Raw genomic sequence first — 19764 nt, 5'->3', positions numbered from 1 at the left:
ACGAGCGTCTTGGCCGCGTGCTGCTCAACGACCCGGCCACGGGCGTGATGCGCCACGCGGATGCCGGCTACGAACTCGCGCAGCAAACGGCGCGCGAGGCGGGTCTCAAGCTGCCGATGCTCGGCCGATGAGCGGCGCGAAAGCGGTAGGCGGCGCGGTGCAGGCCGCCAGGCTCACGCTGCTGCGTGGCGCGGCACTCGTGGCGTCGCCGTGGAAGAACGGCGGCGGCGTCACGCGCGAAATCGCGGCGGCGCACGTGACATCGCGTGCCGGTGCATCACTGGACGCGTTCGCATGGCGCGTGAGCGTGGCCGATGTCGCGCAGGCGGGGCCGTTCTCGCGTTTCGAGGGTGTCGATCGGACGCTGGTGCTGCTCGAAGGCGCGGGCATGCTGCTCGACGAAGCGGGCCGCACGCATGTGCTCACGCAGCCTCTGGACGTCGCACATTTCGCGGGGGAAGCCGCGATCGACGCGCGCCTCGTGAACGGCGCGACGCGCGACTTCAACCTGATGGTGCGCCGCGATGCGGCGCGCGGCACGCTCGAAGTGTGGCGCGCAAACGAGCGGCGCAGTATGCACGCGCAAACGGTATTGCTCTACTGCGCGCAAGGCGGGCAGGACGTGCGCGTGGATAACGGACGCCACGTGCGCCTCGAAACGGGCGACACGCTGCGCATCGATACGCTCGACGCAAAACGCCCCTTGCACATCGAAACGCGCGGCGCAGGCGCCTTGCTCGCCGTGGCGCTCGATGTGCTGGACGCACCGCCGCAAGACACTACGGAAACGGCATCGCGCGATGCTGTGCATACCTGATGAAACGCACTCTCTGGCAAAACCTCAACCTGTGCCCGTATGGCGATCCGGGCCGCGTCGTCGAGAATGCGGCGATCGCCGTGCAAGACGGCAAGATCGCGTGGCTCGGCGCCGCTGCCGAATTGCCCGCGCCATTCACCGAGTGGCCGTGCGAGGACCTGGGCGGCGCCTGGGTCACGCCCGGTCTCGTGGATTGCCACACGCACCTCGTCTACGGCGGACAGCGCGCCGATGAATTCGCGCAACGTCTTGCGGGCGTGAGCTACGAAGAAATCGCGCGGCAGGGCGGCGGCATCGTCTCGACGGTGCGCGCCACGCGCGCAGCCGACGAAGCCGCGCTGTTCGCGCAGTCGGCCACGCGCCTCGAAGCGTTGCTCGCCGAGGGCGTGACGGCCGTCGAGATCAAATCGGGTTATGGCCTCGATCTGGCGAGCGAACGCAAGATGCTGCGCGTCGCCCGTCAGCTTGGCGAGCGTTATCCGGTCACCGTGCGGACGACGTTTCTCGGCGCGCATGCGTTGCCGCCCGAGTTCGCGGGCCGCGCCGACGACTATATCGACGAAGTGTGCGAACGCATGCTGCCCGCGCTCGCCGACGAGGGGCTCGTGGACGCCGTCGATGTATTCTGCGAACGAATCGGTTTTTCGCTTGCACAGAGCGAGCGCGTGTTCGAGGCGGCCGCGCGGCGCAAGCTCGCGGTCAAGATGCACGCCGAGCAGCTTTCCAATAGCGGCGGCGCGGCACTCGCGGCGCGTCACGGCGCGTTGTCCGCCGACCATCTCGAGTTTCTCGACGAAGCGGGCGTCGCCGCCATGAAGCAGGCGGGCACCGTGGCGGTTCTGCTGCCGGGCGCGTACTACTTCATCCGCGAAACGCAGCTTCCGCCGCTCGACTTGCTGCGGCGCTACGAGGTGCCGATCGCCATTTCGACCGACAGCAATCCGGGCACGTCGCCCGCCACCTCGCTGCTGCTCATGATGAACATGGCGACTACGCTATTCCGCATGACCGTGCCCGAGGTGATACAGGGCGTGACGCGGCATGCCGCGCAGGCTTTCGGCGACGCAGAGCGTCATGGCACGCTCGCGGCTGGCCGTCCCGCGGACTTTGCCGTTTGGACGGTGCAGTCACTCGCGGAGCTGGCTTACTGGATTGGCCGTCCGCTCTGTGCACGCGTGGTGCGCGGCGGCGAGACCGTCTTTGAGCGTCGCGCATTTGAGCGCCGCGTTTGAGCGCTATTTCAAGCATGAATCACACCATCGAAACGAATCCGACTTCGCGCGCGCTCTTCGCCGAGTACGCTTATTTGCCCGACGGCTGGCGCCGCAACGTGCTGCTCGAATGGGACGCCGCGGGAATGCTGCACAACGTGACGCCCGATCTGGCGCAAGCGCCTCGAGGCGTCGCGCATGCGGCGGGCCCGATCACGCCTGGCATGCCTAATCTTCATTCACATGCGTTTCAGCGCGCCATGGCGGGCCTCACCGAATATCGCGCGAACCCCACCGACAGTTTCTGGAGCTGGCGCGACCTGATGTACCGCTTCGCGGCGCGCATCACGCCCGACGATCTTGCCGCGGTCGCGAGCTGGCTCTACGTGGAAATGCTCAAGGCGGGCTACACGTCCGTCTGCGAGTTTCACTACGTGCATCACGCGCAGGACGGCCAGCGTTATGCAAGCCCCGCCGAACTGGCGCAACACGTGGTGGACGCAGCGGGCGTGACGGGCATCGGCATGACCATGCTGCCCGTGCTCTACCAGTACAGCGGCTTCGGCGCGCAAGCGCCGCGCGACGATCAGCGGCGCTTCATCAACACGCCGGAACAGTTGCTCGGCATCGTCGAGGCGCTTCGAGCGTGGCAGCCCGAGCACGGCGCGTTGCGCTACGGCGTTGCGCCCCATTCGCTGCGCGCCGTTTCGCACGACTCGCTGCGCGCGCTGCTGGAAGGCCTGGATCACGCGCTTCCTGGCGCACCCGTGCATATCCACATTGCCGAGCAGACGGCCGAAGTGGACGCGTGTCTCGCGACGGAGGGCGCGCGGCCGGTGCAATGGCTGCTCGATCGCTTCGACGTGAACGCGCGCTGGTGCCTCGTGCATGCCACGCATATCGATGCGCGGGAGACCGCCGCGCTCGCCCGGAGCGGTGCGATTGCGGGCCTGTGCCTTACGACCGAAGCGAATCTCGGCGACGGCATTTTCCCCGCGCGCGACTATCTCGATGCGGACGGCGCGTTCGGTGTGGGCTCGGACAGTCATATCGGCGTGGACTGGCGCGCGGAGCTTCGCTTGCTCGAATACGGCCAGCGGCTCACGCGGCGCGAGCGCAATGTATTGGCCGCGACGCATCAGGCACAGGTTGCCGACCGGCTGTTCGACGCAGCGCTCGTCGGCGGTGCCGCTGCAACGGGGCGCAAGGTCGGCGCATTGAAGGAAGGCGCGCGCGCCGACTGGATCGTGCTCGACGCCCGGCATCCGAACCTCGCCGAACAAAAGCCGCTCACCTGGCTCTCGTCGGTCGTCTTCTGCGAACACGGCGAAACGCCGGTGCTCGACGTCTACACCGGCGGCGTCAAGGTCGTGGAGGCGCGCCGCCATCGCGACGAAGCGCGCTTGTATGCCGACTATCGCGCGGCGCTCGCCAGGCTTCTGGCTGATGACTGAACACGGGCCCGAACGCACGCGCCATTCACGAGACAACTTTCCATGACCGATATCTTTTCACTGGAACGCGGCAACGCGCCGCTCATCATTTCGATCCCGCACCTGGGCACGCACATTCCCGCTGCGATGCACGGCGAGTACACGGACGTGGCCCTCACTGTCGCCGATACGGACTGGCATCTCGATCGCCTTTACGCGTTTGCGAAGGAAATGGGCGCGACCGTGCTCGGCGCGCGCGTTTCGCGCTATGTGATCGACCTGAACCGCCCGCCGAACGACGAGAGCCTCTATCCCGGCCAGACCACCACGTCGCTGTGTCCGACCGAAACGTTTCGCGGCGAGCCGATCTACCGCGACGGCTGCATGCCCGACGCGTCGGAGCGTCAGCGTCGCGTGGAGACATTCTGGCGGCCGTATCACGACACGCTCGCCGCCGAACTGAAGCGCCTGCGCGCGGCGCACGCGAATGTGTTGCTGTGGGAGGCGCATTCGATCGCGAGCGTGCTGCCGCGTCTGTTCGACAACAAGCTGCCTGACCTGAACATCGGCACCCAGGACGGCCGCACGGTGAACCCGGCGGTGCAGGCGCGCGCAGAACGCGCGGCGGCGGCGAGCGGCTATACGTGGATCGCGAACGGACGCTTCAAGGGCGGCTACATCACGCGCCAATTCGGCGCGCCGCAGGACGGCGTGCATGCGATCCAGCTGGAGATGTGCCAGTCGGTTTACATGAACGAAACGGCGCCGTTCGATTATCGGCCCGCGCTCGCCGAGAAAGTCCAGCCCGTGCTGCGCGAAATGGTGGGCGGCGCGCTTGCGGCCATCGATGACCTGCCTCATTCGCGGCCGCGGGCCGGCTTGTGAAGAGGGCGCTGGCGGTCCGCTGCGAACGATCCCAGACTGGCGAGGAGTCCGTTTGCGATTCGTTCCAGCGTCAACGTCAGTCGCGCTCCATCTCGACTTCTGCCCGCAGACTTTCTGTATCGCGATAAATGGAGGCTACGGCGACGACACGTCCGTCTCGCTTGTAGCGCAGGAAACAGTCGCGTCCTGCAATATCGCCGTCAACTGAGATCTCGTCCCAGCTGTCCGCGTGCCCGAGATAATTGATCGGGACATCGTAGTGCTGGCTCCAGAAGAATGGCACGGCGTCGAACTTCTCACGTCCGCCAATCAGGTTCATCGCCGCCGTTTGGCCCTGGCGCTGCGCGACGACCCAGTGCTCCACGCGAATTGCCGTGCCACTGTGCGGATCGGGCCAGCGAGCGATGTCGCCGGCAGCGAAGACGCCAGGCGCGCTGGTTTGCAGGCAGGCATCGACCACCACGCCGCGGTCGATCGCGAGGCCGGCTTGCTCGGCCAGTGCCAGTCGTGGCCGCACACCGACGCCGACCACCACCAGATCTGCCTCCAGGCTGCCACCCGCTTTGAGCGATACGTGCTGCGTATCGATCGCGCTGGCGGTGTTGCCGAGGTGGAAGACGACGCCGTGTTCTTCATGCAAGCGCTGCACGAATTCACCCATCTGCGGCCCCAGCACACGTTCCATCGGCCGCTGCTCCGGCGCCACGACGTGTACCTCGAGTCCACGCGCGCGCAACGATGCCGCCACTTCCAGTCCGATGAAGCTGGCGCCGATGACAACCGCGCGCCGCGAGTTCTCCGCGCGAGCGATGATGGCGCGGCAGTCGGCCAGTGTGCGAAGCGTATGCACATGCGGCAAATCCATGCCGGGGAGAGGCAGGCGAACCGCTTCGGCCCCCGTGGCTATCAGCAGACGGTCGTAGGGGACCTTGCTCCCATCCGCGAGCTCCACTTCCTGCGCGGCGACGTGAAGGCGTGAGACGCCGGCGTTGAGCCGCAGGTCGATGCGTTGGTCTGCGTAAAAAGCCTCATCTCGAAGCGGCACCCACTCCTCGGGCGCGCTGCCGGCCAAATAGTCTTTGGAAAGGTTGGGCCGGTCCACCGGCGGTGCCGCGTCGTCGCTCAGCATCGTGAGACTGCCCGCGTAGCCGAGGCGCCGCAGACGCTCGGCCGCAGCAAAACCTGCAGCCCCCGCGCCGACGATCACGATCTTCTGCGGCGCTCCGGCCGGCGAGGTCACGGAACCGGCGGGCGGCGCTTTTTTGTGCAGTACGACAATCTTGTCGCCCCGGATCTCCGTAGCCCAGCAGGTGACAGGGCTGAGCGCCGGCGCCCGTAGCGCTTCCCCGGTACGCAGGCTGAAGCACGCGTGATGCCATGGGCACCGTACCGTATCCCCGACGATCAACCCTTCGGCGAGCGGGCCGTGGTAGTGAGTACAGGCAGCGTCGATAGCGAAGAATTCATCGCCGCGCCGCGCAATCAGCACCGCATCATTACCGACGTGTCCCGACAACAGGCCAGCTTCGCCGAGCGATTCGATGGGCACGCCTTTTGCGAGATCGGGACCGCTTTCATTCGATGCCTCACCACTCATGTCGTCCTCCACGGGTACGTGACCCAGCTAATGCATCACCACCGGCGTCCTGGGCAGCGGCCGCCGCTTTCAATGGTAGTCCACATAGATCAGAACACCGCCGCCGGCGGCAACCACAAACGGCAGCTGGCATCGGCAGATATCCGTCTGCTTTCGGAACTCTTTCAGTCATCGGAAAGCCTCGTGCTTCCGGCATTCGGCTGGCACCTGCGGTGAGGCGAGGGGGCCTTGGGGAAATCCGTTCGCGGGTCGCGTGAACATGTTGTGGCATGATTTCAAGCTCTGCATCTGCCGTTTCGTTCGTTTTCCGCGCAGTGAAACAAGGTGGATCGATGATCGATGACGTCAACCACGGTTTCCGTCGCAGCCGCCCGCACTGGCATTCGCGCAGTGCGTCTCGCCGCCATGCAGCCTGCAAGACGCTCACGCGTGCTGCATGGATCACTGTCCTGATCGCCTTGTCCGGCTGCACGGTCGGCCCCGATTACCACACGCCCGCGCCGCCCGCGACCGGCACCTACACGTCCACGCCGCTACCCGATCAAACCGCCTCGGCGCCGGGCGCATCAGGTGTCCCGCAACAGTTCATGGCCGGTCAGGACATTCCCGCCCAGTGGTGGACGCTCTATCATTGCGAGCCGCTCGACGCGCTGATCCGCGAAGCGCTCGCCAACAGCCCCAACGTCGCCGCGGCGCAAGCGGCGCTCAGGCAGGCGGGCGAAAATCTTCGTGCGCAAATGGGCACCACGCTGTATCCGTCCGTCGATGCGAAGGCCAATGCGACGCGCGAGAAGTTCAACGGCGTCACGTTCGGCGAGCCGCAGCTCACGGAACTGCTGAACCTCTATAACGCATCGGTGAACGTGTCGTACAACCTCGACGTGTTCGGCGGCGGAAGGCGCGAGCTCGAATCGTTGCGCTCGCAGGTCGATTACCAGGGCTTTCAGTTGCAGGCGGCGTATCTCGCGTTGTCCGCGAACATCGTGACGGCGGCCATCAAGGAAGCCTCGCTGCGGGAGCAGATCGACGCGACTGCGCGCATCGCCGACGACGAAGACGCGCAGCTCCGCATCATGCGCCAGCAGCTCGCGCTGGGCGGCGTGAGTCGCGCAGCGGTGCTCGCGCAGGAAACGCTGGTGGCGCAGACGCGCGCGACATTGCCGCCGTTGCATCAGTCGCTCGACCAGACGCGTCACCAGCTCGCGGTCCTCGCGGGCAAGCCGCCGAGCAATACGGACGTGCCCGATTTCAGGATGTCGATGTTCACGCTGCCGCAAGCGTTGCCGGTCAGCGTGCCGTCTTCGCTCGTGCGGCAGCGCCCCGACATTCTCGCCGCCGACGCCACGCTGCATCAGGCGAGCGCCCAGGTCGGCGTGGCGACGGCGAACATGTATCCGCAGCTCACGCTCTCGGCGAGTTACGGTCCGCAAGCGCTGACGCCCGCGGGCCTTCTTAAGTACGCCGACATGATCTGGAGCTTCGGTGCAGGCATCACGCAGCCGATCTTTCACGGCGGCCAGTTGAGCGCGCAAAAGCGCGCAGCAGAAGCGGCATTCGACGCGGCCAACGCGCAATACCGTCAAACGGTGCTGCTCGCATTCCAGAACGTCGCCGATACGTTACGCGCGCTCGAGCACGATGCAACCGGCCTGAGCGCGCAGACGCAGGCATGGCGTGCTGCGAGCGATTCGCTCGACCTGACGCGCGGCCAGTTTCGCATCGGCGGCGTCAGCTATCTGGCGCTGCTCGATGCACAGCGTCAATACCAGCAGACCGTCGTGAATCTCGCGCAGGCGCAGGCCGCGCGCTATGCGGACACGGCGGCGCTGTTTCAGGCGCTCGGCGGCGGCTGGTGGAACGACACGGCGACGAGCCAGGCGGCCCAGCCGACTCCGGCTGCGCCGAAATGAATCCTTTTGCATTGGCCGCCCCCGCCAGGACATGACGATGACGACGAAAAAGCCGATGGCAAAGCGGATGATCATCATGCTGATCTGCGTGGGCATACTGCTCGGCGCGCTGGTCGGCTTCAATCTGTTCAGGGCGCACATGATCCAGAAGTTCATGGCGAGCAACGCCGCGCCGCCCGCCACCGTCACGGCCGCTATCGCGAGCTATCAAACATGGCAGCCGCAGCTTGCCGCGGTGGGCAGCCTGCGCGCGGTGCGCGGGGTCGACGTGACGACGGAAGTCGCCGGGCTCGTGCGCGAGATCGCGTTCAACTCGGGCCAGGATGTGAAGACAGGCCAGGTGCTCGTGCGCCTGAACGACGATTCGGACCGCGCGCAGCTCGCGTCGCTGCAGGCAGCGGCGGACCTTGCGCAAACGGTCTACACGCGCGACAAGGCGCAGTTCGACATTCAGGCGATTGCAAAGGCGCAGCTCGACGCCGACGCCGCCGACCTCAAGAGTAAAAGAGCCCAGGTCGATCAACAGGCCGCCCTCGTCGTCAAGAAGACGATCCGCGCGCCGTTCGCGGGACGCGTCGGCATCACGACCGTCAACCCCGGCCAGTACCTCAATCCGGGTGACGCCATCGTCACGCTGCAGGCCATCGACCCGATCTACGCCGACTTCTTTCTGCCCCAGCAGCAGCTAGGCCAGTTGCAAGTCGGCCAGACCATCGTCGTCGATACGGATGCGTTCGGCAACCGCACGTTCGACGGCAAGATCCGCTCGATCAATCCACGCGTGGACAGCACCACGCGCAACGTCCAGATCGAGGCGACCGTCGACAATCGCGAGCGCAAGCTGCTGCCCGGCATGTATGCGAACGTGAAGATCGAGGCGGGTGGGGCGCAACGCTATCTGACCTTGCCGCAAACGGCGATCACCTATAACCCGTATGGCGCGACCGTGTTCGTCGTGAAGCCCGGCGAACAAAAGAATGCACAAGGCAAGATCATGCCCGTCGCGCAACAGGTGTTCGTCACGCCGGGGCCGACGCGCGGCGACCAGGTCGCGATTCTCAAGGGCATCAGCGAAGGCACGCAGGTCGTGACGAGCGGCCAGCTGAAACTGAAGAACGGCACGCCCCTCGTGATCGACAACCGCGTGCTGCCTGCGAACAGCCCGAACCCGACGCCGCAGGAACAATAGAAGAGCGCGCGATGAAATTCACCGACATCTTCATTGAACGGCCGGTCCTCGCATCGGTGGTGAGCCTGCTGATACTCGTGCTCGGCTTGCGCTCGCTTGCGGCGCTGAAAGTCAGCGAGTATCCGCAAACCGAAAACGGCGTGGTGACGATCACCACCGCGTACTATGGCGCGAGCGCCGACACGATGGCGGGCTTCATCACGCAGCCGCTCGAAGCCGCAATCGCACAGGCACAGGGTATCGACTACATGTCGTCGACGAGCACCACGGGCGTCTCGACCATCACCGCGACGCTGCGCCTCAACTATGACTCCAATCGCGCGCTCACGGAGATCAACACGCAGATCGCATCGGTGCGCAACCAGTTGCCGCCGCAGGCGCAACAGCCCGTGCTGACCGTGCAAGTGGGGCAAACCACCGACGCGATGTACATGGGTTTTTACAGCGACGTCCTGCCGAGCAACAACGTCACGGATTATCTGCTGCGTGTCGTGAAGCCGAAGCTCGATTCGGTCCAGGGCGTGCAGACGGCGGAAGTGCTCGGCGGCCGTCAGTTCGCGCTGCGCGCATGGCTCGACTCGGGCAGGCTCGCCGCGCACAACGTGACGGCAGCCGACGTCTTTACGGCGCTCGGCAACAACAACTATCTGGCGACGCTTGGCACGACCAAAGGGCAGATGATCAGCGTCGATCTGAATGCGGGCACCGACCTGCATTCCGTCGAGGACTTCAAGAAACTCGTCGTCACGCAGAAGAACGGCGCGATCGTGCGCCTCGAAGACGTCGCGAACGTCGTGCTCGGCGCGGACAATTATGACTTCAACGTCGCGTTCAGCGGCAAGCGATCGGTGTTCATCGGCATCAAGGTGGCGCCCGATGCGAACGTGCTCGACGTCGCTAAGCGCGTGAAAACGATCTTTCCGGATCTGCAGAGGCAGTTCCCGACGGGCATGACGGGCGACATCGTCTACGACGCGACCGACTTCATCAACACGGCGATCGCGGAAGTAGTGAAGACGCTCGTCGAGGCGCTGCTGATCGTGACGGTCGTGATCTTCCTTTTCCTTGGCAGTCTGCGCGCGGTGATCGTGCCTGTGATCGCGATGCCGCTCTCGCTGATCGGCACGTTCTTTGTGATGCAGGTGCTCGGCTATTCGATCAATCTGCTGACACTGCTTGCGCTCGTGCTCGCCATCGGCCTCGTCGTCGACGATGCGATCATCGTGGTAGAGAACGTCGACCGGCATATGAAGGAGGAGGGCAAGCGGCCTTTCGACGCCGCACTGATCGCGGCGCGCGAACTCGGCGGCCCGATTCTCGCGATGACGGTCGTGCTGATCGCCGTGTACGTGCCCATCGGCTTTCAGGGCGGACTGACTGGCGCGCTTTTCACCGAGTTCGCGTTCACGCTCGCGGGCGCCGTCACCGTGTCGGGCGTGATCGCGCTGACGCTTTCGCCGATGATGTGCTCGCGCTTTTTCCGCATGGACCAGCAGTCGGGCCGCTTCCCGCGCTTCGTCGACCGGCAGTTCGAACGTGTGCATCACGGCTACCGGCGTCTGTTGCACGCGATGCTCGACACGTGGCACGTGTTCGTCGTGATGGGCGCGCTGCTCTTGTGCGGCACCGTCTATCTCTTCATGACGTCGCAATCGGAGCTTGCCCCTCAGGAGGACCAGGGCATCGTCCTGTCCCAGGTCCTGGGGCCGCCGAACGCGACGATCCAGCAGATGCAGACCTACGCGGATCAGGTCTTCGACATCTCGAAGCAGTTGCCCGAATACGCGCAGATGTTCCAGCTCACGGGCGTGCCGACGCTGAACCAGGGCATCGGCGGCGTGCTCTTCAAGACATGGGACAAGCGCAAGAAGGGCGCGACCCAATTACAGCAGGAATTGCAGCAGAAGTGGAACGGCATCGCGGGCGCGCGTGTCGCCGCATTCCAGTTTCCGCCGCTGCCGGGTGCGCAAGGCCTGCCCGTGCAATTCGTCATCAGCACGACGGAGCCGTTCGAGAACCTCAACGAAGTGTCGCAAGCCGTGCTGCAAAAGGCGCGCGCGAGCGGCATGTTCTTCTTCGTCGACAGCGATCTGAAGATCGACAAGCCGGAAAGCGTGTTGCTCGTGGACCGCGACAAGGTCGCTTCGCTGGGCCTGACGCAAAGCGATGTCGGGCAGACGCTGGGCGCGGCGCTCGGCGGGAACTTCGTCAATTACTTTTCGATTGCTGGCCGCTCGTACAAGGTGATTCCGCAGGTGCTGCAAACGGATCGTCTAAACCCGTCGCAAGTGCTCGACTATTACTTGCGCACGCCCAATGGCAGCGTGATTCCCGCATCGACGGTCACGCATCTGCAGCGCAACGTCGTGCCAGAGTCGATCAATCACTTCCAGCAGCTCAATTCGGCCACGATTTCCGGCGTGCTCGCGCCGGGCATCTCGCAGGGCGAAGTGCTCGACTTCCTGCGCAAGGCCACGACCGACGTCGCGCCGGCGGGATACACGGCCGACTATTCGGGTTTGTCGCGCCAGTTCGTGCAGGAGTCCGGTGGCTTCGTGACCACGCTGCTGCTGGCGACGATCATCGTGTTTCTCGCGCTCGCCGCGCAGTTCGAGAGCTTTCGCGATCCGGTCGTGATTCTCGTGTCGGTGCCGATGGCGCTGTTCGGCGCGCTGATCTTCATCAACGTGGGACTCACCACGCTCAACATTTACACGCAGGTGGGCCTCGTCACGCTGATGGGCCTCGTCAGCAAGCACGGCATTCTGATCGTGCAGTTCGCGAACGAACTGCAACGCGCGGGGCGCGGCAAGCGCGAGGCACTCGAAGAAGCTGCAGGCGTGCGCTTGCGGCCGATCCTGATGACGACAGCCGCGATGGTGCTGGGCGTCGTGCCGCTCGTGATCGCATCGGGTGCGGGTGCGGCCGGCCGCAACGCGATGGGACTCGTGATCTTCACGGGGATGTCGATCGGCACGCTGTTCACGCTGTTCGTCGTGCCCGCGATGTATATGTTCCTCGCCGCGGACCATCATCGCGACAGGGAGCATCCGGAGCAGACCTGAGCAACGGAAGCGATTTCAGGACTTTCTGGACGTTTTCGCCACGAAGGGTGTGGGGATGTGCTGAACCTTCTCGCTGCCACACTTCGGGCAAGGCGGATGAGCGGATTCATGTTCAGCAAGATGCTCGGCATGCTCGAACATCTCACCACACTTCTCGCACCTGTACTGGTAAGTCGGCATGGTATTCCTCTAACGAGAATCCGGGCGAGGACCCATTCCAGTGCAGGCAATGGGTCCGCTATTCGGTGTCGGCTCGCGCCGCACAGCTAGTGCTTGCGATGCATCCAGCTCATATGGTGCGTGTCGAGCCACTGGCTCAGGTTCTCGCCCGGGTGTTCGCGCCTGTAGCGACGGGACAGGGCCATGGCAACAACAACGAGAACCACAAGGCCAACCCAAAAACTGATCATTGACTGAGTCATGGCAGCCTCCTTTGGGAATGCAACCATGCATTGAATTCTAGTGCCGAGGCGGCGGAATTCGCCCCGAAAGTGTCGTAGCGGTCATTTCCGGCCAGAACGCGCAGCAGGGCCGTACCCCACGCAGCTCTCTTGAACGTTGGCGAGTTATGTAGTGCTTGCACAATTCACCGGGCGGAGCAAAGGCCCGCTTTCGATGTTCAGCGGACCAGTGTTCGTGGGCGTTATAGCGGCAGGCTCGTCGAACGCTTGATCTCCTTCGTGGAAGCTATTGACGGTAATGCCCGTGCCGGCAGCGGCTTCGGCCAGCCCGCGCGAGACCGCAAGCTGCGCCGTTTTCGTCATCCCGTAATGGATCATTTCGGTGGGGATCTCGGGTCTTGATCGCGGGATGCCGCCTGGAGGTTCAGGTACGCGTAATCGAGGCGCCGCCATCGACGAGCGATGCGGTGCCGGTTACGAACGACGAATCGTCCGACGCGAGGTAGAGGACCGAACGTGCGAGCTCTTCCGGCTTCGCGACGCGCTTGAGCGCATGCAGCCCGGTCACGAACGCCTGTGACTCGTCGGTGTCGTTCATGCCGCGATACATGTCCGTGTCCACGGCACCCGGCAACACCGCGTTGACGCGCACGCCTTGCGCGCCATACTCTGCCGCGAGCGCCTGGGTCAGGCCGATCAGCCCGGCCTTGCTCGCCGCGTAGGCTGCGGTGCCCGGAAACGCGAACGAATAGCCGACGAACGTGGACGTGAAGATGATCGATCCGCCGCCGTGCTTCAGCATTTCGGGAATCTGGTGCTTCGCACCGAGGAAGGCACTGGTCAGATTGGTCGCCAGCGCAGCATTCCAGCCAGCCTCCGAAATGCCGGTGCTCGGGCCCATTTCGCCCAGCGTGCCGGCGTTGTTGTAGGCAATGTCCAATCGGCCGAAGCGGTCCACTGCGAGCGCGACCAGTGCCTTCGCGAAGTCCTCCGACTGAACGTCGCCGGCCAGATACACGGCTTCGCCGCCTTCGCCGGCGATCTCCGCAGCGAGCGTTTCAAGTTCCGCCGCGCGCCGCGCAGCAAGGACCACCTTGGCGCCTTCCTTCGCGAACAGCTTGGCCGTTGCACGGCCAATCCCTGAACTGGCGCCGGTCACGATGGCGACTTTTCCTGTCAAGCGTTGCATTTTCAATCTCCTGAAGTCCTGCGTTGGCCAGTGCCCTGTGCCCCGGCCTGTGAGCGAAATATAGGCTTCAGTTCTACTCGCAGAAAGGCATAAAATATGGTCCTATCATTCAGCTTTTATGAATGTTCCGAGAGGGTTATGGACCGCCTGCGCGCCTTTGAGGTTTTCGTGACGGTGGTGAGCCGCGGCGGCTTCGCGCGCGCAGCCGATGCGCTCGACACGTCGCCCGCCAACGTCACCCGCTACGTGAATGAACTGGAAGCGCATCTGGGCACGCGCCTGCTCAATCGCACGTCACGTACGCTGTCCCTGACCGAGGGCGGCGAGACGCTCTACGCCCGCTGCAAGTCCATTCTCGACGATGTCGCGGAGACGGAAGGGCTTGTTTCATCCGGGTCGGTCGAACCGCGTGGAAGACTGCGCATCAATGCGCCCGTTAGCTTTGGGATTTTGTATCTGGCACCGCTGTGGCCCGGGTTCATGCGCAAATATCCCGGTATCGAGCTTGACGTCGCGCTGATCGACCGCGTCGTCGATATCGTCGATGAAGGCTACGATCTCGCGATTCGCATCTCACGCGCCGGCTCGACTAGCCACGCAGCCCGCAAACTGGCAACGTCGCAAAACATCCTGTGCGCGTCGCCGGCGTATCTGGCCCGGTTCGGACATCCGGCCACGCCCGCGGACCTGATGCAGCATCGCTGCGTCGGGTACACCTATGCGGCCACCGGCGATGAGTGGCAACTCATCGACCGTGGCGGCAAGACTCACGCTGTGAGGGTCGACTGCCATATGCATACCAACAACGGCGACACGGCACGCGCGGCAGCGCTCGCCGGGCAAGGCGTGATCTGGCAACCGACGTTCCTGATCGGCAACGATCTGCGTGCCGGCAACCTCGTTCACGTGTTGCCGGAGTATCGCCTGCCTGAGATCGACGTACTCGCTATGTATCCGAGTCGTCGACATCTGAGCGCCAGTGTGCGCGTCATGATCGATTTCCTGGTCGAAGCATTCAGTGGCGTGCCGCCATGGGATCGGGGCGGCTGAACTTGTGCAGTGGTCGCACCAGGCTTGCAGGCAGAAGTGGTCATCCGAACGACACTGCCACATATTACCGGTGCCGCCCAACAAGCATCGTCTGCTAAAAATCTGTCGCGCATCTGCCGATTTGATCGCCCTGCGCCTATAGTTCATGAAGCCTGTCTGAATGGACATTCGTGTGCCAGACCGCGTGGTCATCGGATTCCGGAGTAGTTGCTACGGGAGCGCTTCGACGCGACAGTTCCGACGCGCGCATCCAACATCCCTGTCTACACTCATTGGAGTGCGAATCATGACCTATGATCCCGCCGACACTGCGGTAGTGTTCACCGATCCACAGATCGACGTACTCAGTCCACACGGGAAGAATTGGGGCGTTCTTGGTGCAAGCGTGACGGAAAACAAGACCGTAGAAAACATGCTCGCAATCTTCAAGGCAGCGAAAGCCGGGAAGTTCCGCGTCTTCATCTCCCCCCACTATTTCTACCCAACTGACTCTCGATGGCAATTCAATGGCCCGCTTGAGACGGCTGAGTTCGAAACGGGAACGTTCGCGCGAACGGGAGCGCTGAACCTGAGCGGGTTCGAGAGATCGGGGGCCGACTGGCTGGAGGAATTCAAGCCGTTCATCGACGATGGTGAAACGATTGTTGTGAGCCCACACAAGGTCTTCGGTCCACAGACCAACGACCTTGCGCTACAACTTCGCAAGCGCAATGTGCAGAAAGTCGTGCTGGGCGGCATGCTAGCCAATATGTGTGTCGAAGCACATCTGCGCGATCTGATCGAGCATGGTTTCGAAGTGATCGTCGTCGCTGACGCGACGGCGGGGCCGCGCCATCCAGTGTGGGGTGACGGCTATAAGGCCGCACTCGTCAACTACGCGTTTCTCGCACATGCTGTCGTCACGACGCAGGACGTCGTGCAAGCCATGGCGCAAAGATAGTTGCAGTGGCGACCGATGCAGGCCTCCATCAAGCACGGCTGCACACGACGCGCTTGGGGGCGGTATCGGTGGCGGACCGTGGTTGGGCGTTTGAATTTGCTGGACTGCCTGGGATTGGGTAATGAGCGGAATACCTTGGGCATGCATCTGGAAATACGAGGCGGATCTGAAGACCCCGGCCATGTACGGCCCTGGTGGACGTGTGCCCTTGAAGCCGTTTTGCGGCACGATCGGCCTCGCCCCGGGAGAACCGGGTTTGCACTGCGTGATCCCACCACGTCGTGTCGGCGGCAACATGGATATCCGCGACATCGGCGCAGGCACAGAACTCTATCTCCCCGTGGAGGTGGAGGGCGCGCTATTCTCGCTGGGCGACACGCACGCCGCACAAGGCGACGGCGAGGTATGCGGGACGGCCATCGAGAGCCCCGTAGCAGCCCAACTGGATTGTCTCCCTCTACTTCCCGCGAATCGTATTCGAGTGAGTTCTCAAAAGCGGTTCTCCGTCTCCTGGCAAGCCAGCGAATCCGTATGTGCGGCTTCGCACACTACGCTCACAAGGTTGAAGCCGCGACCTATGTGGTTTACCTATCCTCGATGGTATCTCGTGGCTTCGCCCGACGGCATGGACGATGCGAAGAATCCATCCCGGCAAGCGGGCGACGAACCGTCGCGATGTCGAGACGTCCACCACGAAGAGCGGGCGTGCCACGAGTCGGCATCGCCATCGTGGAGGGGACATTCGCCATGAAATTTATTGTTCAATGGAAAGGTGAACCGGCAATGCAGCAGGCTGCAATTGAGCGTTTCATAAAGACAGGCGGTCAGCCGCCTGACAACGTCACGATGCTGGGCCGCTGGCATGCAGCCGGCGAGTTCAGGGGCGTTGCAATCGTTGAAGCAACGGACGCCAGCGCAGTCGCGGCAATGACAGTCCAGTGGGGGGATGTCTTCACCTTCACAACGGCGCCTGCACTAACCGACGAGGAACTCGGTGCTGTTCTGGCATCTCAGCAACGGTCGGCAAACTGAGTTCCACCAGCGTTGGATGGCCGGGCCTGGAGCGCGTCGGGGGGCGCGCTCAGAGCATATCCACGTCATGCCTTTGTCAGCCACCCGACGTCCGGCGTCAATGCGGTTGAGCAGGGGTTATCAGATCAGTGACAAAACATTACCAAGTCCAGGCCTACGTCAGGATGCACCCGGCGCAGGACTGCTCCGGCATGACGCGCAAGCCCGCCGTGTCATGGTTCTTGTTCGCCCCAACGGGATCCCAATCCTCGAAACCTGGCGCCTGCGGATTTGTAAACACAGCCAGCCCCCAGGCGGGTAGGATGCGCAGTTGAGTACTGCATGCCAGATCACGAGCCATCTCCAGATTTCGGAAGGCGGACGACCTCCACGGTTTTGTGACTTCCAGACAGAGCTACAGGGCGGACCATGGACACGATGTATTCGATTTCTGACGGTCTCCGATTCTCTCTCGTCCTCATCAAGCCGACCCATTACGACGACGACGGCTACCCGATCCAGTGGCTCCGCTCGGTCATGCCTTCCAATACACTCGCCTGCATGTATGCGCTCGCTGATGACGCGCGCAAGCGAAACCTGCTGGGCCCTGGCGTCCATTTCGAGATCGAAACATACGACGAAACCAACCAGCGGGTGTGGCCAGAGCGCATCATTCGTGACCTGAAGGCAAAAGGCGGGCGATCGATGATTGGTCTGGTGGGTGTCCAGTCGAACCAGTACCCGCGCGCACTCGACCTCGCCCGCCAGTTCCGTGCCGCAGGCCTGCCGGTTGCGATCGGCGGCTTCCACGTTTCGGGCTGCATCTCGATGCTGCCCGAGATGCCCGCTGAGCTTACGGAAGCGCAAGCAATGGGGGTGGCGCTCTTCGCTGGGGAGGCCGAGGAACGGCGTCTTGATGAGGTCCTTCTCGACGCGTGGAATGGTGCAATGAAGCCACTGTACAATTTCATGGACACGCTACCCTCGCTCGAAGCGGCTCCCCAGCCCTTCTTGCCGCGCAAGCATATCGAACGCACGGCAGGTACCTATACCTCGGTTGACCTCGGTCGCGGTTGCCCGTATCAGTGCTCGTTTTGCACCATCATCAACGTGCAGGGGCACAAGAGTCGCTTTCGCACCCCCGACGATCTCGAACAGATCATCCGCGAGAACGCAAAGCAGGGTATCGACCGGTTCTTCGTCACGGACGACAATTTCGCCCGCAACCACGATTGGGAAATCCTTCTCGACCGCGTCATCGAACTTCGGGAGAAGGAAGGCATGCACTGCGGCTTCACGATCCAGGTCGACACGCTCTGTCACAAGATTCCAAACTTCATCGAGAAGGCAACGCGCGCGGGTGTGCGTCGCGTGTTCATCGGGCTTGAGAATATCAATCCCGAGAATCTGATCGCGGCCAGGAAGCGGCAGAACAAGATCACCGAATATCGCGCCATGCTGCAGAAGTGGCGCGTCCACGGCGCGATTACCTACGCTGGCTATATCATCGGATTCCCGGTCGACACGAAAGAATCGATCCTGCGCGACATCGAGATCATCAAGCGTGAATTGCCAATCGACATTCTGGAATTCTTCATGCTCACCCCGCTTCCGGGCTCCGAGGATCATCAGACGATGGTGAGGAACGCTGAATGGATGGACCCGGACATCAACAAATACGACACCAACCACCGGGTCACGCACCACCCGAGAATGCCGGACGCTGAATGGGAAGAAGCGTATCGGTGCGCCTGGAGCGCGTTTTACTCGTACGAGCACATCCGCACGATCGTCAAGCGGGCAGCGCAGATTCCGAATGGCCGACCAAAAACGATCATGCGCACAATCGCCTGGTTCAGACTGATGATCGAGCACGAGGGTGTGCATCCGCTCGAAGGGGGAGCCCTGCGAATGAAACACCGCCGTGACCGCCGTCTGGGGTTGCCGGTCGAATCGCGGCTTCGCTTTTATCCGCGCTACTGGAGTGAGACCGCTGTCAAGTTGACAAGATATCTGCGCTTCTACCTCAGGACAGAAGCGATCCTCAGGGACGTCATGAAGGCACCGGAACGCTACGCCTACACGGATATTGCCATCACGCCGCTGCAGGAAGAGGAGTTCGAGCAGCTCGGACTCTTTCACGCCACGAGCGGCGGCGAGGCAGCGCTGGCTGTCCACCACCGGCGTATTGCCATCCGGTCATCGGGCCCGTCTGCAGCTTGATGAGAAACTACCCGGTTTCTGATCTGGCGGGCTGTTGAAACAGCTTCCGCCGTCGTCATTGGAGCGCGCAGCGGATGGCTTCACCGAGGCGACGGCATCAATTCGATGCGAACCCTAACCTACGCGGCTAGTGTCTTCGCTGCCATCCGTAAATTTCAGTTTAATCGATACGTAAACATGGCGTCCTGGACTTCCGTAACAACTTTAGGATGACAAATAATTAGCCTGTCCGATGCATGCTCAACGGTCAGGTCATCGCCGGACTACCCAGGTCTCTCCTCCCCATCGTTGTTAATGCAGTGAATGGCGGTTACGCCGAGGGAGTCCACCGTGAACGTCCAGGTTGCGGGCTGTCGCAGTTCGTAGCGCGTAAACCACGGCCACCATATAAAGTGGTAGAGGAGCGGGCTTCCGACCTCCCATCCTTCGAATCGATTTTCGCTTCGTCGGCGTAGGTCCGGGGAAATGCGTGTTACGTAAGGCAATGTGGCGGCCCCAAAAATAAATATTCCAGATTCTCTTGACGAGCGGATCTTGGGGCTGCATAATTCGCCTCCCTTCTGATGCGGGGCGCAAAAAACGGCGAATAAAAACGCTGTTTTGAGTGAAGCGATCTTTAAAAATTTACAGCCGATAAGTGTGGGCGCTTGATGTGGTGGCGACCCGGTCATTCTCCGGAATGACCGGGAGCAGCAAAAGTATCAAGAGTCTCACATTAAAGTAAGTCAGGTTTTTGAATTTATTCTGAAACCTGTCAGCTTTGAGTGAGCGACCGGTCTCGAGAGAGACCGAAAACAGTAACAGGTATTGAACTGAAGAGTTTGATCCTGGCTCAGATTGAAC

General features: G+C 62.8%; 18 protein-coding genes and 1 pseudogene. 13 read left to right on the top strand and 6 right to left on the bottom strand.

Annotated elements, in window-relative coordinates:
* The 5 genes from AB4Y44_RS41150 to hutG all read left to right on the top strand — a co-directional run.
* Positions 1-131 (top strand): hypothetical protein (locus AB4Y44_RS41150; protein ID WP_146758075.1); only part of this gene is annotated, 131 nt, incomplete at its 5' end.
* The gene (locus AB4Y44_RS41145; protein ID WP_368702691.1) at positions 128-817 is read left to right on the top strand and encodes a HutD family protein; all 690 of its coding nucleotides are present in this window, start codon (positions 128-130) and stop codon (positions 815-817) included. The genes AB4Y44_RS41150 and AB4Y44_RS41145, both read left to right, overlap by 4 nt.
* Positions 817-2049, top strand: coding sequence for an imidazolonepropionase (hutI, locus tag AB4Y44_RS41140; protein WP_368702690.1), 1233 nt, complete (start codon positions 817-819; stop codon positions 2047-2049). The genes AB4Y44_RS41145 and hutI overlap by 1 nt, the downstream gene beginning before the upstream one ends.
* 14 nt (positions 2050-2063) lie before the next feature.
* Positions 2064-3482, top strand: coding sequence for a formimidoylglutamate deiminase (locus tag AB4Y44_RS41135; RefSeq protein WP_368702689.1), 1419 nt, complete (start codon positions 2064-2066; stop codon positions 3480-3482).
* Positions 3483-3524: 42 nt separating this feature from the next.
* Positions 3525-4346 carry an N-formylglutamate deformylase gene (hutG, locus tag AB4Y44_RS41130; protein WP_368702688.1) on the top strand — a complete coding sequence of 274 codons (822 nt, stop codon included), beginning with the start codon at positions 3525-3527 and terminating at the stop codon, positions 4344-4346.
* Positions 4347-4422: 76 nt separating this feature from the next.
* Here hutG and AB4Y44_RS41125 read toward each other — a convergent pair whose 3' ends face one another.
* The gene (locus AB4Y44_RS41125; RefSeq protein WP_368702687.1) at positions 4423-5943 is read right to left on the bottom strand and encodes an FAD-dependent oxidoreductase; all 1521 of its coding nucleotides are present in this window, start codon (positions 5941-5943) and stop codon (positions 4423-4425) included.
* Positions 5944-6275: 332 nt separating this feature from the next.
* On the opposite strand from AB4Y44_RS41125, the gene AB4Y44_RS41120 reads away from it, so the two are divergent.
* The 3 genes from AB4Y44_RS41120 to AB4Y44_RS41110 are packed head-to-tail and all read left to right on the top strand — an operon-like array spanning position 6276 to position 12107.
* On the top strand, positions 6276-7853 hold the full coding sequence (locus tag AB4Y44_RS41120; RefSeq protein ID WP_342925278.1) for an efflux transporter outer membrane subunit: 1578 nt from the start codon (positions 6276-6278) through the stop codon (positions 7851-7853).
* A gap of 37 nt (positions 7854-7890) precedes the next feature.
* On the top strand, positions 7891-9042 hold the full coding sequence (locus AB4Y44_RS41115) for an efflux RND transporter periplasmic adaptor subunit (protein WP_342925277.1): 1152 nt from the start codon (positions 7891-7893) through the stop codon (positions 9040-9042).
* A gap of 11 nt (positions 9043-9053) precedes the next feature.
* Entirely contained in the window at positions 9054-12107 is a 3054-nt protein-coding gene (locus AB4Y44_RS41110) for an efflux RND transporter permease subunit (protein WP_368702686.1), read from the top strand.
* A 15-nt stretch (positions 12108-12122) separates the two neighbouring features.
* On the opposite strand, the gene AB4Y44_RS41105 is transcribed toward AB4Y44_RS41110, so the two are convergent.
* The 4 genes and pseudogenes from AB4Y44_RS41105 to AB4Y44_RS41090 all read right to left on the bottom strand — a co-directional run bounded on the left by AB4Y44_RS41105 (position 12123) and on the right by AB4Y44_RS41090 (position 13697).
* The gene (locus tag AB4Y44_RS41105) at positions 12123-12287 is read right to left on the bottom strand and encodes a zinc ribbon domain-containing protein (protein WP_028208948.1); all 165 of its coding nucleotides are present in this window, start codon (positions 12285-12287) and stop codon (positions 12123-12125) included.
* An 86-nt stretch (positions 12288-12373) separates the two neighbouring features.
* Positions 12374-12529: a hypothetical protein gene (locus AB4Y44_RS41100; protein ID WP_342925275.1), complete on the bottom strand. Its 156-nt coding sequence runs from the start codon at positions 12527-12529 to the stop codon at positions 12374-12376.
* Between the two features lie 264 nt (positions 12530-12793).
* Positions 12794-12901 (bottom strand): annotated as a pseudogene (locus AB4Y44_RS41095) (oxidoreductase); the annotation flags it as partial.
* Positions 12902-12932: 31 nt separating this feature from the next.
* Positions 12933-13697, bottom strand: coding sequence for an SDR family oxidoreductase (locus AB4Y44_RS41090; protein WP_342925274.1), 765 nt, complete (start codon positions 13695-13697; stop codon positions 12933-12935).
* 138 nt (positions 13698-13835) lie between these two features.
* On the opposite strand from AB4Y44_RS41090, the gene AB4Y44_RS41085 reads away from it, so the two are divergent.
* The 5 genes from AB4Y44_RS41085 (at position 13836) to AB4Y44_RS41065 (ending at position 18921) form a co-directional block, all read left to right on the top strand.
* Complete coding sequence (locus AB4Y44_RS41085) at positions 13836-14747, top strand: LysR family transcriptional regulator (RefSeq protein WP_368702685.1); 912 nt, start codon at positions 13836-13838, stop codon at positions 14745-14747.
* 286 nt (positions 14748-15033) lie between these two features.
* Positions 15034-15687: a cysteine hydrolase gene (locus AB4Y44_RS41080; protein WP_368697573.1), complete on the top strand. Its 654-nt coding sequence runs from the start codon at positions 15034-15036 to the stop codon at positions 15685-15687.
* A 121-nt stretch (positions 15688-15808) separates the two neighbouring features.
* Positions 15809-16438 (top strand): acetamidase/formamidase family protein, encoded by a 630-nt coding sequence (locus AB4Y44_RS41075; RefSeq protein ID WP_342925271.1) that lies wholly within the window; start codon positions 15809-15811, stop codon positions 16436-16438.
* A complete protein-coding gene (locus tag AB4Y44_RS41070; RefSeq protein ID WP_342925270.1) occupies positions 16435-16719 on the top strand; it encodes a DUF3303 family protein in 285 nt (94 codons plus the stop codon). The genes AB4Y44_RS41075 and AB4Y44_RS41070 overlap by 4 nt, the downstream gene beginning before the upstream one ends.
* A gap of 408 nt (positions 16720-17127) precedes the next feature.
* A complete protein-coding gene (locus AB4Y44_RS41065) occupies positions 17128-18921 on the top strand; it encodes a radical SAM protein (RefSeq protein WP_368702684.1) in 1794 nt (597 codons plus the stop codon).
* A 624-nt stretch (positions 18922-19545) separates the two neighbouring features.
* On the opposite strand, the gene AB4Y44_RS41060 is transcribed toward AB4Y44_RS41065, so the two are convergent.
* A partial coding sequence (locus AB4Y44_RS41060; protein ID WP_368702683.1) for a hypothetical protein occupies positions 19546-19764 on the bottom strand: 219 nt, incomplete at its 5' end.

Source organism: Paraburkholderia sp. BR10937 (assembly GCF_040965695.1).
Taxonomy (GTDB): domain Bacteria; phylum Pseudomonadota; class Gammaproteobacteria; order Burkholderiales; family Burkholderiaceae; genus Paraburkholderia.
Note: the sequence above shows the minus strand (reverse complement) of the source record. Positions and strands in the feature narration are given on the sequence as shown.